This window comes from Streptomyces sp. NBC_00285, assembly GCF_036174265.1.
Taxonomy (GTDB): domain Bacteria; phylum Actinomycetota; class Actinomycetes; order Streptomycetales; family Streptomycetaceae; genus Streptomyces.
The window spans coordinates 5,959,522-5,975,315 of record NZ_CP108055.1; the positions used below are offsets into that span (position 1 = coordinate 5,959,522).

At 70.1% G+C, this 15,794-nt stretch carries 11 protein-coding genes; 6 read left to right on the plus strand and 5 right to left on the minus strand.

What is annotated here, in order from left to right; translation table 11 throughout:
- Positions 1 to 48: 48 nt before the first annotated feature.
- Both lanKC and OHT57_RS27415 read left to right on the plus strand, forming a co-directional pair.
- Complete coding sequence (gene lanKC / locus OHT57_RS27410) at positions 49 to 2,682, plus strand: class III lanthionine synthetase LanKC (protein ID WP_328749166.1); 2,634 nt, start codon at positions 49 to 51, stop codon at positions 2,680 to 2,682.
- Positions 2,679 to 3,764, plus strand: a complete 1,086-nt coding sequence (locus OHT57_RS27415; RefSeq protein WP_328749167.1) for a glycosyltransferase family 2 protein — start codon at positions 2,679 to 2,681, stop codon at positions 3,762 to 3,764. The genes lanKC and OHT57_RS27415 overlap by 4 nt, the downstream gene beginning before the upstream one ends.
- Here OHT57_RS27415 and OHT57_RS27420 read toward each other — a convergent pair.
- Together OHT57_RS27420 and OHT57_RS27425 are read right to left on the minus strand one after the other, a co-directional pair.
- On the minus strand, positions 3,735 to 4,520 hold the full coding sequence (locus OHT57_RS27420; protein ID WP_328749168.1) for a hypothetical protein: 786 nt from the start codon (positions 4,518 to 4,520) through the stop codon (positions 3,735 to 3,737). The two genes, OHT57_RS27415 and OHT57_RS27420, sit on opposite strands and share 30 nt — an antisense overlap.
- A gap of 50 nt (positions 4,521 to 4,570) precedes the next feature.
- Positions 4,571 to 5,164, minus strand: coding sequence for a GOLPH3/VPS74 family protein (locus OHT57_RS27425; protein WP_328749169.1), 594 nt, complete (start codon positions 5,162 to 5,164; stop codon positions 4,571 to 4,573).
- Between the two features lie 631 nt (positions 5,165 to 5,795).
- Between OHT57_RS27425 and OHT57_RS27430 the strand changes: the two genes are divergently transcribed.
- Positions 5,796 to 6,023, plus strand: coding sequence for a hypothetical protein (locus OHT57_RS27430; protein ID WP_328749170.1), 228 nt, complete (start codon positions 5,796 to 5,798; stop codon positions 6,021 to 6,023).
- Positions 6,024 to 6,484: 461 nt separating this feature from the next.
- Positions 6,485 to 9,355, plus strand: a complete 2,871-nt coding sequence (locus tag OHT57_RS27435) for an ATP-binding protein (protein ID WP_328749171.1) — start codon at positions 6,485 to 6,487, stop codon at positions 9,353 to 9,355.
- A 22-nt stretch (positions 9,356 to 9,377) separates the two neighbouring features.
- Here the strand turns inward: OHT57_RS27435 and OHT57_RS27440 are convergent, their stop codons facing one another.
- From OHT57_RS27440 to OHT57_RS27450, 3 genes are all read right to left on the minus strand, one after another.
- On the minus strand, positions 9,378 to 11,147 hold the full coding sequence (locus OHT57_RS27440) for a hypothetical protein (protein ID WP_328749172.1): 1,770 nt from the start codon (positions 11,145 to 11,147) through the stop codon (positions 9,378 to 9,380).
- Between the two features lie 516 nt (positions 11,148 to 11,663).
- Positions 11,664 to 13,334: a molybdopterin-dependent oxidoreductase gene (locus tag OHT57_RS27445; RefSeq protein ID WP_328749173.1), complete on the minus strand. Its 1,671-nt coding sequence runs from the start codon at positions 13,332 to 13,334 to the stop codon at positions 11,664 to 11,666.
- An 11-nt stretch (positions 13,335 to 13,345) separates the two neighbouring features.
- Positions 13,346 to 13,549, minus strand: a complete 204-nt coding sequence (locus tag OHT57_RS27450) for a hypothetical protein (RefSeq protein WP_328749174.1) — start codon at positions 13,547 to 13,549, stop codon at positions 13,346 to 13,348.
- Positions 13,550 to 13,766: 217 nt separating this feature from the next.
- Here OHT57_RS27450 and OHT57_RS27455 point away from each other — a divergent pair, with 217 nt between their 5' ends.
- Both OHT57_RS27455 and OHT57_RS27460 read left to right on the plus strand, forming a co-directional pair.
- Positions 13,767 to 15,035: a sensor histidine kinase gene (locus OHT57_RS27455; protein WP_328749175.1), complete on the plus strand. Its 1,269-nt coding sequence runs from the start codon at positions 13,767 to 13,769 to the stop codon at positions 15,033 to 15,035.
- Positions 15,032 to 15,667 (plus strand): response regulator transcription factor, encoded by a 636-nt coding sequence (locus tag OHT57_RS27460; protein ID WP_328749176.1) that lies wholly within the window; start codon positions 15,032 to 15,034, stop codon positions 15,665 to 15,667. The genes OHT57_RS27455 and OHT57_RS27460 overlap by 4 nt, the downstream gene beginning before the upstream one ends.
- Positions 15,668 to 15,794: the final 127 nt, after the last annotated feature.

Below are 15,794 nucleotides of genomic sequence, written 5' to 3' on the forward strand. Positions count from 1 at the left end.
CGTACTCCCGAAAGCGGTTGACCTGTTATGGATGCGTATCGGCGTGTGATGTTCCTGGCGCCCGGCACCCCCTTCTTCGACCGGACCGAGGCCGACACCTCCGACCCGGACGACGACTTCCTCGCTTCCGCGCCGCCCGCCGACTGGTCCTGCAACACCGGCACCGACTGGACGATGCTCACCCCGCACGGCTGTCAACTGCCCGCGCAGGGCTGGAAAGTCCACGTGTCGGCGACGTCGGAGAACGCGCGGAGCGTCCTCGCCCGGTCCTGGGAGTGGCTGGTCGAGCAGCGCATGGCGTTCAAGTTCATCCGCAGCAGGCAGGTGCTGTTGCGCCGCAACGGCAAGTACGGGGACCGGGGGGCCAGCGGTAAGTTCATCACCGTCTATCCCGAGGACGAGACGCGCCTGGCTCTCGTTCTGGATGAACTGGGCGAGATCCTCGACGGCGAGCGCGGGCCCTACATCCTCAGCGACCTGCGGTGGCGTTCCGGTCCGCTCTACGTGCGGTACGGCGGGTTCGTCGCGCGCATGATGAAGACGGCGAACGGGGAGAGCGTTCCCTGTATCGAGGACCCCGAGGGTCGGCCGGTACCGGACGTGCGCGGGCCTTCCTTCCGGCCCCCGGAGTGGGCGACGATTCCCGACTGCCTGGCGGAGGCGCTGGAGGCGCGCAACGCGGGGACGCTGCACGACTTCCCCTACCGCGCCGAGCGTGCCCTGCACTTCTCCAACGGTGGGGGCGTGTACCGGGGGACCGACACGCGTACCGGTGCGCCCGTCCTGCTGCGGGAGGCGCGACCGCTCGCCGGCATCGACACGCATGGCGAGGACGCCGTCGCCCGGCTCCAGCGCGAGCGGGACTGCCTGGAGCGGCTCGCCGGACTTCCCTGGGCACCTCGCCTGATCGAGGCTCGGGTGGGGCACGAACACCACTTCCTCGTCCGGGAGTTCGTGGAGGGGGAGACGCTCGCGGTGCGGACGACTCGGGACAACCCGGCGTCTCCGGAGGCCGATGTGGAGCGGACGGCGGCGTACACACGGTGGGCTGTCGACGTCCTCGACCAGATCGACCAGGGCGTGCGGGCCATGCACGAACGGGGTGTGGTCTTCGGCGACCTCCATCCCGGCAACGTCATGGTCCGCCCTGACGACTCCGTCGCGTTCATCGACCTGGAGACGGCGTCGACGGACTTCACGGCCCGCCAGATCCACGCGGCGCCGGGATTTGCCGCGCCCCCTACGTACCGGGGCACGGCGATCGACCGGTACGCACTGGGGTGCCTCCGGATCGCCCTGTTCACACCGCTGACCAGTCTGTTGGCGTGGGGTCCCGAGAAGCTGGATCAGCTGATCGAGCTGATCGAGTCGCGGTATCCGGTGCCGGGGGACTTCGGGGAGAAGGTGCGCGCGGATCTGGGCGCGGGTGTGGCGGGCGCGGTTTCCGAGGGGGAGACCGCGAGGGGCGACGGGGATCCGGGGACGGGTCTGGTGGGCGCGGTTTCCGAGGGGGGCGGTGCGAAGGCCCGCGTCGACCTCGGCGTCGGCGCGCAGGACCCGGCGCCCGGCGAGAGGCCCACGGCCCCGGTCGGCACCGGCAGGCTCGCCACGGTCGCCGGCGCCGGCGCCGGCGCTCTCGCGTCAGCCGTCGGCACCGATGCCCTCGCCACGGCCGTCGGCATCCTCTCCACCGCCACCCCCACCCGCCAAGACCGCCTCTACCCCGGCGACACCGCCCAGTTCATCCTCCGGGAGGGCGGCACCTGCCTCGCATACGGAGCTGCCGGAGTCCTCTGGACCCTCGCCGAGACGGGGACGGAGATTCCCGCCGAGCACGTCGACTGGCTGGCGGAGTCCGCGCGCCGGACCACCGACCCGTCCCCCGGCCTCTACACCGGCACGTCCGGTGTCGCCTGCGTCCTCCACCACCTCGGCCGCACCGACACCGCGGCGGCCCTCCTGAAGGAGGCTTCCGCGGCGGAACCCGCGAACGACACCCTCCTCGACGGCCGTGCCGGACTCGCCCTCGCCCACCTGTACTTCGCGCGCGCCACCGGCGACGACAATGCCCTCAAGCAGGCCACCCTCCTCGCGGAACAACTCGTCGAGAGCGCGGCGACCCGTCCGCCCCGGCGAGGCGAGGCCGGTCTGCTGCGCGGCAGGGCCGGCACTGCGCTGCTCCTGCTGCGCCTGCACGCCCACACCCCCGACGCCGGCCTCCTCGACGCCGCCCACGACCTCCTGGACGCCGATCTGCGCGCCCTCGGCTGGACGGACGACGGCTGGACGGCGGGCTCCGCCGGCACGCGTCCCACGTTCGCGGCGGGCAGCGGCGGCACCGCCACGGTCCTGCGGGAGTACCTCGGCCGGCGCCCCGAGTCGCAGTACGAGTCGGCCTGCGGGACCGTCCTGCGGTCGGCCCTGGACTGCGTCCCTCACACCGTGGGCCTCTTCCATGGCTTCGCGGGCGTCCTCCTGACGGCCACCCGGCTGGCCGGACCGGCGCAGGCCGCCGCAGTCGAGCGCTACGCCGCCACGGCCCGCCTCTACGAGGTCCCGCACGAGGGTGCTCCCGCGTACCTGGGCCTGGAGAACGTCCGCCTGACGACGGACCTGGCGACGGGGGCGGCGGGCGTGCTGCTGGCGCGAAACGCTGATGCGGACAGGCTGGCGTTCCTGTGAACGACGTTGTGGCGCCGCTGTTTTCGGTGATCTGCCCGACCTACAACCGATCGGCGAAGATCACCGAAACCATCGACTCCGTCCGCGCCCAGACCCTCCAGGCCTGGGAACTGCTCGTCCTCTCCGACGGTTCCGACGACGACACCGACGACTGGGTACTGCGTGCTGCGCACCAGGACCCCCGCGTCCGACTCCACCGCGTCGAGCGCAGCGGCCACCCCAGCGGCCCCCGCAACGCCGGACTCGCCCTGGCCCGAGGCGAGTTCATCGCCTACCTCGACCACGACGACCTCTGGCGCCCCGGCCACCTCAAGGCCCTGCTCGGCATGTTGCGGGCGGGCGCGGACTTCGCGGTGACGGGCTGCACCTACCACGACGCGGACGGCGCGGAAGCCGCCGAGTTCGCCCCGCTGTCTGCCTTCTGGCACCCCCAACTCCAGTTGCTGGGGCCGATGTTCGAGCCGTCGAGGGCGGCACACCGGCGCGGTGTCGTGGAGCGGGTCGGGGGCTGGCGCGGCGGCGTCGGCCTGGAGGACTGGGACCTGTGGCTGCGGGTGGCCGACGCGGGGTACACGTTCCGGACCGTCGTCGAACCGACCGCGGCCCTTCTGATGGACGTCGGCACCCGTAGGAACCGGATGCCGCGCCCCCACCGTCTGCCCCTGGTCGTGCTCGACGACGCGCGAACAGCCCACGGGCTGCTGCGTGAACTCCGGTCCGGCCGGCACGACGAGTCGTTCCGCGCGGCCGTGTCGGCGGACATGAGGGACTGGTACCGGCGGATGGACGACTCCGGCGCGCTGGTCCGCCCCCTCGACTGGAACGGGGACCTCGACGACGAGATCCGGCGCGTGGTCTCCGGCGAGGTGAAGCTCTTCGAGGAACTCGTGCTGGTCCCGGACCGGGGCCGGTACGCCCTCGCCCGCAACCTCCTCTGCTCCCGCACCGAACACGCCCACCGGGCCGCTCGGTTGGTGCCCTCGGTCCAGCCGCGTGTGCTGCGGCTGGTGAGGGACCTGGCCGAGGACGGGCCCGGCGGGCGAACCGGGAGTTCAGATCAGGCCCAACTCCTTGGCCCTTAGAGCCGCTTGAAAGCGGGTGGTGGCCTGGAGGCGTCTCAGCAGCTCCGCGACCCGCCCCCGGTAGGTGCGGACGGAGATGCCGAGTTCACGCGCGCCGACCTCGTCCTTGTCGGCGCGCGACATGGCTTGGAGCACCTTCAGATGCGTGCCGTCCAGCAGGACGGGATCGAGCAGCGTCGAGGCGTCCAGCGCCTTCGACCAGCAGAGGTCGAAGAACGACAACAGGACCTCGGCCCGCGCCCCCTGCTCCACGAGCGCCCCGCCCGGTGCGGTGTCCCGCTCCGCCTGGACGAGGGCGGTCTCCCGGTCGGCGATCAGCACCCGCTGGAACTCGCCGTCGAGGAGGCGGACCTGTGCGCCGTACCGGATCAGCTCGGCGAAGAGCGCGGCTGTCGCCTCGTTCTCCAGGGCCCGTCTCTGGAGCAGGACCTTCATCGCCACCCCGCGCCGCAGGCAGGTCAGGCCTACGCGGCGCGCGGTGAGGATCGCCTCCGGTGTCAGGGTCCGTTCCGGCTGCATCGTCAGGACTTCGCGCCGGGCCTGGGACGTGAGGTCCACGGCCCAGTCGCACATGCTCCTGTCGTCTTCCTGGGGCTCTCCGGTGGGATGCCGCAGGAGGGACTGGCGGATCAGCGAGTAGCCGAACGACAGGATTTCCTGCTGTTCCGCATGCAGTTTCCTGAGCCGCTGGTCCAGCAGTCGTCCGACGCTTTCGATGTCCTCGCCGGTTTCCGGTTGTTCCGAATGTTCTGGCAAAAGCGTTTGGTGCACGGAGACACTCAAGGCTGTTTCCCCCCGTGAATGTCCTAAAAAGCGGACGCAGCGATGACCGCAGTGAGAGCGGCGATTGTGGTGCGGATGGTGTCCCCCAGTGCCGCGGCCTGGCCCTGCCCTTCGGTGATCGCGGTCAGTCGATCATCGAGAGCGGGACCCTGCGGCAGGACGGCCTTCAGGCCCGAGTGGTGGAGGACGGTGATCAGCGCGGCCGTGCGCTCGTCGGGGTCCTGGCCCTCCGCGAGGACGGAGGTCAGCCGTCCGCGCAGCGCTGCCAGCTCCGAGGGGTCCGTGACCGGGTGTTTCACCGATCCGAACACGCCGAGCACCCGCCGCCCCTCCTCCCGTACGAGCCCCTTCTCCAGGAGCCCCTGGTATGCCGCGTCGAGCGCAGCCTCCCGCACTGCCAGCAGCCACTCCCGAGGCGTCTCCTCGGGGTGGTTCCGCTTGTGCTCGTCCATGGCCGCAGCCACAGGGCTCACCGGTGTTCCGGGAAACTCCAGCTCCAGCAGGGCGGCGGCCGAGGCCGCCAGGGACACCCGCAGCGGCGCCTCGCGCAGCTCGCCGGTCTTTTCGTCCAGCGTGAGCAGCACGATCTGCTCGCCGATGGTCAGATTCGTGGTCATAGAATCCCCCGTTGCTTTTTCACATAGAGGTAAACGAAAGGAGTCAGAGGGAGTTCCCGATGGCGGAGGTAGGCATTCCGCTTGCCCTCCGCGATGCCGTGCACGCCCCTGGACACAGGTGGCGGCGGGGCCGGAGAAGCCCTCTCGGGTGAAACCCTCGGGCGGTGCGGCAAAGGTCTGCGCGGCGCTGGTCTGGCGCGGCGGAAGCCTGCGGGGCACCCGGGGCGAACGCGACAGCGGGCATCTCGCCCACCGCCGCCATCCATATCGGTCTGCATTGGTCTGTACATTTCAATCCCCCTGCTTCATGACGCCAGGGCAGGATCACTGCGGCGTCATCGAGCGGGGAACTGGTCTTCCCTGACCGGTGAGTTTCACGACCCGACCGGCCACCCCACCGACACGGAAGCCTGGTGTGGGGCTGCCTGTGGGTGCTCGGCGGGGCGCTCACGCGCCAAGCTATGCGCGTAGCGAACCCATGGTCAACGTGCGCCGGCGTGACGATGATCATGGCCAACAGACCGTCAAGCGCCTTGCGTCACACTTTCCCGATGGTCACTCAGGGACGCGTATACAGGTCAAGGCTGTTATGCGTCTTACGTGAGTGTCCGACTTTGATGTAGTTCGCCTTGTGGTCGACACGGTGATCGAGAACGAGGTCACCGTCACCGGCCCGAACAAGGTCATGTCGTACGCCTGCTCGGGTGCTGTCTGGGCCTTCGGCGAGCAGAAGCGCAAGCTCATCCTGAGGCCGCCGGGACAGGTGCCTCTCGCGGAACGCCTGCGGCAGGATCAGGGAACAGCGGGATCTCTCCTCCTGACCTTCTGGACAGCGGCGATCGCCGGGGAGCATGTGTGACGAGCTTCCCGGCGACCGCTGTGACGCCGACCTGCTGCTGGATGAACGAGCTGAGGTAGGGAGAAGCCCTTGTAGGGATCGACAACGCTCCTGATTGTCCTGCTATCCCTCTGGGTAGCTAGGTTTGCGCGCTCGGGGCGCTCTTTCTGTCGGCTCTTCAGCAATTCCGCCGGTGGACAGCCAGTGGACAGACGCCTTTGGACAGCGCATCACGGGGTGACACGGGTCAACCGGCTGCATAGGCTCTGATCAGGAAAAACGTCACCACGCAGCACGACGTAGCACCACACAACACGATCCCTCACGGTCTCGTAATGCTTTGTTTTCTTGACCTTGGAATGTGTGTGCTGAGGGCTTCTTGACGCCATGCGTGGACCGAGGTGATCGGCTCGGACGTCTGCCGAAGGCGCGTGAGCGTCGATACGATCGACCGGTCGCGGACGGAAAGAGTCGACGCCAGCATGACTGACGAAGCGAGACGGAAGCCCGTCGGCGGACTACCCGGCCGGGCGCGAGAAGTCGCGATCCTGCGCGCGGTGCTGGCGGGCGAGAGTGACACCTGGTGCGTCGCGGTCACCGGCGAACCAGGGATCGGCAAGAGCCGGCTGCTGGCGGAGCTCGGGAAGCTCGCGGACACAGCAGGATGGACGGTCCGCAGCGGGCGCGCGGCGGAGTTCGAGTCCCGCATCCCGTTCGGTGTGTTCGTCAACGCGCTCGACGACCAGCTCGCCGAGCTGGGCCCGGAGCGTCTGGCCGCCCTCGGGCAACAGCAGCTCGCCCTTCTCGCGACCATGTTTCCGGCGCTTCCCGCCTCCGGTCCCACCGACCTGGTCGACGCGGAGCGGTACCGGCTGCACCGGGCGGTGCGGGCGTTGCTGGAGCTGCTCGCCGAGCCGTCCGGGCTGGTGCTCGTCTTCGACGATCTGCACTGGGCGGACGAGGGTTCGATCGAGTTGCTCGACCACCTTCTGCGCCACCCGCCCCAGGCGCGGCTGATCCTGGCACTGGCGGGCAGGCCCCGGCAGACGTCGCTGCGGCTGTGGCACGCGCTGTCCCGCGCCGCGACCGACGGGGTGGCCGAGCTGCTGGAACTCGCGCCGCTGAGCCAGGCCGATGCCGGCCGCCTCATGCCGGAAAGGCTGGGCCGTTCCCGGCGGGAAGAGCTTTACCAGGCCAGTGGCGGAAACCCGTTCTACCTGGAAGCCCTGGTGCGGGCCGGTGAGCGGGGGATACCCGTCGGTGACGCGGCGCTCCACCCCGACGGGGCGATCCCGGTGGCGGTCCGCGCGGTGCTCGCCGCCGAGCTGGCCGCGTTGACCCCGCAGGAGCGAGTCGTCGCGCACGCCGCCGCGGTCGTGGGCGACGACTTCGAGGCCGATTCGCTCGCTGAAACGGCCGCAATGGACCCAGGTTCCGTGCTCGCCGTGCTCGACCGGCTCGCCGAGCGTGACCTGGTGCGGCTCGACGGCGCGACCGGCCGGTTCCGGTACCGGCATCCGCTGGTGCGCAGCATCGCCTACCAGGACGCCGGTCCCGGCTGGCGGCTTCAGGCACACGGCCGGGCCGCGTCGGCACTCCGGAGCCGGGGCGCGCCGCCGGCCGAGTTCGCCCGGCACGTGGAGCGATCCGCCGTCCGCGGTGACCTCGACGCGGTCGCGGCGCTCACCGAGGCGGCCGAGGCGACGATGCACACCACGCCGATGACCGCCGGCCACTTCCTGCGGGCGGCCATCCGGCTGCTTCCCGACTCGGAGACGGCCACGCCACAGCGCCTGATCCTGCTCGGCCGGCTGGCACAGGCACTCGGCGCCACGGGCGACCTGCGGCAGGCCAGGGAGACCATGTACGAGGTGCTGCGGCTCCTGCCCGCCGAACTCACCCAGATCCGGGCACATACAGCGCGGGCCTGTGCGACGGTGGAGCAGATTCTCGGGCACTACACCGAGGCCAGGGCGATGCTGCACAGCGAGTGGAAACGCGTCGAAGGCGTGGACGCCCGCTCGGCGGCCATCCTGCTCGTCGCGCTCGTCGCCGGTGAGAGTGTCGAGCGCGAGCACGGACAGGACCGGGTGGCCGAGGCGATCGCCGCCGCGCGGGAAGTCGGGGATCCGATGCTGCTGGCGACGGCGTTGTCGGCCGCGACGCTCATCGACCGGCAGGCGGACCGGCTGGACGAGGCGGCCGCACTCCTGGACGCGCTGCCCGACAGCGACCTGGTCTGTGACATCGACGCGGCGTTCTGGCTCAGCTGGTCGGAGATCTCCGCCGACCGGCTCACGGCGGCGAGCCGGCACGTGAGCCGTGGCCTGCGACTGGCCCGCGAGAGCAGACAGTCCCACAAGATCGCACTGCTGACCGCGATCCGCGGCATGGTGCATGCCTACCTCGGTGAGCTGGCGGCGGCGACGACCTGCTTCGACGACAGCCTGGAGTCGGCGGAACTCACCGGCAGCGAGGAACTGCGCGTCATGGCGTTGACCTTCGGGTGCTGGATCACCACCTGGCGCGGCGACCTTGCCGAGGCGATCCGCCTGGGCAAGGAGGCTATCGTCGCCGACGACCAGGCGACGGCCATGAGTTCCTGGCGCAGTGGCCAGGCCGAGGCGATGCTGGCGCAGGCGATGTTGCACTCGGGTGATCCGCACGCCTGCATAGACCTGCTGCTCACCCATGGCGGTGGGGCCGAGCTGCCCGCGGTGGGTGTCCGTACCAGGCCATTGGTGTACCTGATGCTCACGGAGGCGGAGGTCGCGGCCGGTCGGATCGCCGCGGCCACGGCATGGGCGGACCGGGCGGAGGTCGCGGCCGGCCGGCTCGATCTTCCGCTGCGTACCGCCATGGCACAGCAGGCCCGCGCGATCGCCACGCTGCCGACGGATCCGGCGGCGGCCGCACCGCTCGCTGTCGCCGCCGCGTGCACGTTCGGTCGGATCGGGGTGGCCGTGGAGGCCGGGCGGGCGCACTTGCTCGCCGCGACGGCGTTCGGCGGCAGCGGGGCGATCGACCAGGCCCGTGCACACCTCATGTCCGCCCGCGCGTTGTTCACCCGGTGTGACGCGCGACTGTTCCTGCCGCAGGTCGCGCGCGAGGAGCGGCGCCTGAATGCGCGCGGCCCCCGGCCCGAGAGCGGCGTCGAGCGATTCGATCTGACCGCCCGTGAGGTCGAGATAGCCAACCTGGCCTCGGACGGCCTGACCAACCGGGACATCGGCCTCCGGCTGAACCTGAGTCCCAAGACCGTCGAAGTCCATCTGGGCCGGGTCTACACAAAGGTCGGCGTCTCCGGTCGTACCGCTCTGGCCGGCGTGTGGGCCGCCGCGGCGCGTGATTGAGGCCTCCACGGCGGCCGACGACTCAGTTGCCGAGGTCGCGTACGTACAGGTTGAACCTCCGGCTGGTGCCGTCACCGCCCAGGTTCGTTGCGCTGGTCGTGAAAGCCACGTGGTGGCCGTCGGCCGAGATCGAGGGGCTGGAGCTGTAGCCATCGCTCTGCGAGCCGTCATCGGCGACGCTGACCCTGGTCGTGGTGGCGGTCACCCGGTCCCGCACGAACACGTCCCAGCTCGAGTTGGTGTCGCCGGTCACCAGCTTGTCCTCGCCGGACACGAAGGCGATGTAGCGGCCGTCGGCGGAGAGCGTCGTCCGCTCCTGGCCGGGGGTCCTGCTGTCGCCCAGGCCATCGGGGCCAAGGTTCACCTGCGTCGTCGTCCGGGTGACCCGGTCGTACAGGAAGATGTCGGTGTCGATCGGACCGCCGGTGTCGCCGGCCACCAGATTCGACGCGGTGGATTCGAACGCGACGTACTGGCCGTCGGCCGAGATGCTCGCCGTGCGACTGGCGGAGTTGCCTTCGTCGCCGCCGGGACCGACGCTGATCCGGTCGGTGCGCCCGGTCAGTCGATCGTGCACGAACACGTCGTCCGAGCGGTTGTTGTCGGGGAACAAGGACAGTGTCTTCGCCCCGGAGGAGAAGGCGACCTGACGCCCGTCCGCCGAGATCGACGGCAGTTGGCTGATGCCGTCGCCCTGGCGACCGTTGGAGTCGACGCTGACCCTGCTGGTCTCACCGGTCTGCCGGTCCCGTACGAAGACGTCGTGGATGTTGTTGGTGTCGCCGAACACCAGGTTCGACGCGAAAGAGTCGAACGCGACGAATCGGCCGTCGGCGGAGACCGACGGATGGAAACTCTCACTGTCGCTCTGCTCGCCCCTTCTGCCGACGCTGACCCTGGTCGTCTCACCGGTCTGCAGGTCGTGCACGAACACGTCGCGGTAGCGGTTGGTGTCACCGGCCACCAGGTTCGACGCGGTGGATTCGAACGCGACGTAGCGGCCGTCGGCGGAGATCGACGGATTCCGGCTCACGTTGTTGACCTGGTTGCCCGCGGAGTCGACGCTGACCCTGGTGATGACGCCGGTCTGCCGGTCGCGCACGAAGATGTCGTCCGCTCGGTTGGTGTCGCCTGCCACCAGATCACTTGCCCACGAAGAGAAAGCCACGTAGCGGCCGTCGGCGGAGATCGACGGCCCGCTGGCGGAGTTGCTGATCGGTGCCGTGCCTGCCGGCCCCGGTTCGGCATTCGTGGCATGCGCGACGCTGCCTGACAACGGCGCCGCGACGATGACTGACGCGAGCACTGCGCGCCCTGCGTTGCGGATTATGGAGAGACGTCTCATGGGTGTCCTTCTGTTCTGTTCGCCGCCACGGCAGCCGGTTGCCCGGATCAGCGTTCCGTGTCGGACCGGCCGAAGCATGAGGGAACCCCCTACACCTTCGGCTTCGCGCTCTGCGCGCCGCGCGTGTGGACCTTGCACGGCGCGTTTCAGCGTGACGCGCGACAGACGGCTGTCCGGGACGCATTTGGGACGGGCCATGCCGGACCACACCGAGGCGATCGAACACATTCGTGAGACACACCGGCAGGCCGAACCCGGCCGGTGCCGACCTGCTGGCGCAGTCCCCCTGGGCTCAGGGCATCTCCCGGCATGGTGCGCACCGTCGAGACGGCCGACGACCAGGACCTGTGTCACGCCGTGCGCACCTGCACGAGGGCGACCGTCGTCCTCAACGCGCTGATGCGGCGCGCCCCGGACGAGCCGGAGATCCTTCGCCTCGTGCCGCACTCACCGATCCTGATGCACTCGCGCCCGCCACGCCGTCGCAGGGTCATGGGAGCACTCCCTCGCAGGAGGAAGCGAGAGTGGACTGCTGCTGTCACTGCCGATGCCGCTCCCGGCAGGTTTCGTAGACCCAGCGCCGCAGCGCAATTCCTCTGGAGCTTGTGGGGTTGCCACAATCAGTGTGGCGGCCACCTGAGACGGCAGCGCTCGCGGCCGTGGCGCTCACGGTGGCCGGACGCCTTTGGACGACGTCACACCAGGCGGCACGGGACAACTGGCTGTACATGCTCTGATCAGGCTGAACGTCACTCAGCAGCAGGGCGTGGCACCAGAAAACACGATCCCTCGCGGTCTCGTAATGCGTAGGTCTCGGGTTTGAATCCCGAAGGCGGCTCTGCCGAAGCCTCAGGACTCACTCGCCGTGACCTGGGGCTTTTGCTTTTGTTGGATGCGATGTAACCGCCGTGCGCGGGCTACGCGACGGCCCCCGGTCCCAGTCCTGGTTTCCGTTGCGGGCGCTCAGGTGACCGTGACCCTGATCGTGTGCCAGCCGGTCGCCCCGTCGGGAAGTGGCTTGTGTCCGCGTCCTGATTGCGGTCGGCCGGTGTTGTCGGTGGCGCGTACCTGTAGCCGGTGCTTGCCGGGCGTCGCCTGCCACGGCCAGCTCCACTGCCGCCATGTGTCCGCCGAGGGCACCGCGGCGAGCTGTGCCCGCTGCCATGGTCCGTCGTCCACGCGGACTTCCACCGCGGACACCCCACGATGCTGCGCCCACGCGACCCCGGCCACCATCGCCGGCCCCCGTGCGAGCCGCCTGCCCGCGGTCGGTGTGTCGATCCGTGACTGTGTCTTCACCGGAGCCTGTTCCGCGTAACCCCGGCGTACCCAATAGGCGCTGAAGTCCGAGAAACGGCTCAGCTCCAGCTCCGTCAGCCACTTCGTCGCCGACACGTACCCGAACAGCCCTGGTACCACCATCCGTACCGGAAACCCGTGCTCGACCGGCAGCGGCTCCCCGTTCATCCCGACCGCCAGCAGTGCGTCCCGCCCGTCGCGCAGCGCGGCCATCGGCGTACCGGCCGTGTACCCGTCCACAGAACGGCTCACCAGCTGGTCCGCTCCGTCGTCCGGCTCGACTTCGGCCAGCAGATCCCTGATCGGTACTCCCAGCCACCGCGCGTTGCCGACCAACTGGCCACCGACCTCATTCGACACACACGTGAGCGTGATGTACCGCTCCACCATCGGCATCGCCAGCAACTGGTCGTACGTCAACGTCAGCGGCCGTTTCACCCGGCCATGAATGCTCAGCTGCCAGTCCTTCGGTTCCATCTGTGGCACCGACAGAGCGGTGTCGATCCGGTAGAAGTCCGCGTTCCTGGTCACGAACGGCTTCACTCCGGGGACACCGGCGGAGACCTTGGCGGGCAAGGGCGGTGCCGGACTCGCCGGGGGCGGAAGAACCACCGCGGCCCTTGCCGCCGCCACCCGCTGGGCCCAGAGCCGGCGTCCGCCCGGTACCGCCACCGCGGCCGCACCGATCGCCCCCACCGCCAGCGCGAGAAACCGTCGCCGGCCCGCCGGCTGTCCCGCGCCGGCCCCCCCAGGCGTAGCGGCACTGGGCACGGGGGCGTCGGCTCCGTATGCCGCCGCGTCCAGGGCCTGGGGGCCGGTGTCGGCCCCGATGCCCTGCGCCGATCCGGCCGCGGGGCGGGGCAGGGTGCGACGAAGCAGCACCAGAAGGCCGGCAGCGGCCAGGGCACCGACCACTGACGGCAGGGGGTACGCCCAGGTGGCGCCGGCACGGGTGGCCGACGCGAGTACGCCGACGATCCCGAACAGGGCGACACCGGCCAGCCCGTACCGGAGCCGGCGCATGGCCAGCACGCCGACGAACGCGGCGAAAGCCGCCAGCACCAGCACGATTCCCGCCTGCAGCGCCAGCTTGTCGTAGGTGTAGAACACCGTGACCGCGAACTCCTTGACCGGAGTCGGCGCCGCGTCCACGGCGACGCCCCCCACCGCCACGAGCGGCGCGGAGGGCCCGCCTGTCGCGGCTGCCACCAGCTCGCCGACGCCCAGGGCGAGCGCGGTGGCCGCGACGCCGGCAAGCTCGCCGTACCACTGCTTGAGCGGCCTTTCCGATGTCGGCAGACCTGTTTTCTGAGCTTCGATGCCGTTGCTGGACAACGGGTAGGCCCTTATCGGCCGACCCGGCGTCGCCGGGCCACGCCGACACCGAGCAGGACCAGACCGGCGAGCGCCACGATCGGCCCGACGACCGCCCACAGCGTTGTTCCGCTCATCGCCGAGCCCTTCATGACGTCGATTCCCTGCAACGTCCAGGTCACGCCGGCAAAGACCAGCAGTACGCCGAGGGCGATGATGATCCAGTTCTTCTTCACGGGATGTCTCCAGGTGGAAGGGCGAGGTACTCGACAACGAGCCTGACGGTTCTGCGGCCGCAGTGGCGACAACGAGTGGTTGGACCCCGTCGTCAACCGGTCGACGTACGCACGGCTCCACCGGTGCGTGGACGTTCCCCGGCGTCGAGACGGGGACCCTGGAGGTGGGCGTCCGTAGACTGGCCGCCGGATCTCGGCGGGCGAAGGTGGGCCGGAAGTGGCAGTGCGCGGCACCGTCGACCTGGGACACCGCCACCGCGTCGGATGGCATCTCCTCGTCGGCGTCGTGGCGACTCCCCTCGCCGTCGCCATAGCGGCGAACGGCACCGTGGCGCTCGGGCAACGGCTGCTCGCTCTCGGCACGCTCGCCGTCATCGTCGCCTGGTACGCCCTGGTCTCGCGGCAGGCGATGGAGTACGGCGACGAGCGGTGGGGGGTGGTCTACTTCGCCGCCCTCGTGGTCGCGTTCCCGCTCCTGCTCGCCATCGCCCCGCTCGGCGGCGCACTGATGTTCGCGCTCTGTCCCCAGCTGTTCGTGATGGTCGCGAGGTGGCGGATACGACTGCCGCTCCTGCTGATCCTCTACGCCGAACTCGCCTGGGCCATGATCGCGCGGGCCGGAGTCAGCCGCTACACGCTGGCGATGGTGGGCGTGACCGTTCTGGTGCCCATGACCGTGACGATCCTCGTGGGCGCCTATCTGACCGGCATCCGCGAGCAGAACCGCAAGCGGGCCACGCTGATCGAGGAACTCACGCGAACCCGGGCCGCACTGGAACACGCCGGCCACGAGGCGGGCGTCCATGCCGAACGCGAACGCCTGGCCGCCGAGATCCACGACACCCTGGCGCAGGGCTTCACCAGCATCCTCATGCTCGCCCAGGTCGTACGGACCAACCTGCTGCGCGATCCGACGGCCGCCGACGGCCAGCTCGACATTCTGGAGAAGACCGCCCGGGAGAACCTCGCGGAGGCCCGCTCACTGATCGCCGCGTCGGCCCCGGTCGACCTGACCGGTCGCAGTCTCGCGGACGCGCTGGACCGGCTCGCCGCCCGGCACACCCGCGACACGGGTACGCGCGTCGAAGTGTCGACCGTCGGTGACTGGCCCGGTGCACCCACCGGCACCGATGTCGCTCTGCTGCGCACCGCACAGGAGGCCCTGGCCAATGTGGGCAAGCATGCCGACGCCACGACAGTGCGCATCGAACTGCGCCACGAGGACCACCTCATGGCGCTGGCTGTGACCGATGACGGCGAGGGCTTCGACCCGGCCACCGTCCGCGGTGGTTACGGTCTGCTCGGCATTCGTGCCCGCGCCGCCGGCCTCGGCGGAACCTGTACGGTGCGCTCGGCTCCCGGCCAGGGCGCCACGGTGCGGGTCGAACTCCCGCTGGCCCCGGCCGGGCAGGTGGCCCGTACCCTGCGGCCCGTGCTCGATCTCAGCACCACCCCGACCGCCGAGCGGGCGGAGCCGGGCCGATGACCGTCGACATCCTGATCGTCGACGATCACCCCGTCGTACGCTTCGGCCTCCGCGGCATGCTTGAGGCCTACGACGACCTGCGGGTCGTCGGCGAGGCGGGCTCCGGTGACGAGGCGATCGTCCTCGCCGCCGCGATGCTCCCGGACGTCGTCCTGATGGACCTGCGCATGCCGGGCACCGACGGTACCGCCGCGACGGCGCGCATCCGCCAGGAGCACCCCGGCATTCGCGTGCTCGTGCTGACCACCTACGAAGGTGACGCCGACATCCTGTCGGCGATCGAGGCCGGCGCCACCGGGTACCTGCTCAAGGACACCCCGATCGGTACCCTGACCGACGCGATCCGGGCGGCCGCCCGCGGCGAGACGGTCCTCGCCCCACCGGTCGCCGCCCGGCTCGTGACGCGCATGCAGGCGCCTGCCGTGGAACAGTTGACCCCCCGCGAGGTTCAGGTGCTCGACCTCGTCGCGCGCGGCCTGTCCAACGGAGAGATCGGCCGGCAGCTGTACATCGGCGAAGCGACAGTGAAGACGCACCTCCTGCGTACGTTCGTGAAGCTGGGCGTGAACGACCGCACCGCGGCCGTCACCGTCGCTCTCTCCCGAGGCGTTCTCACCCCACCGCACCAGTGAGCAACAGGGGTTGTACGCAGGGTGCGGGGTTGTCTGTGGTCCATCGGACAGCCAACCAGGGCCTTCAACCGGACCAGTTGCCGGCGCGGGACGCGGCGGAGTATCTGCGGGTGCAGCGCGATTCTTC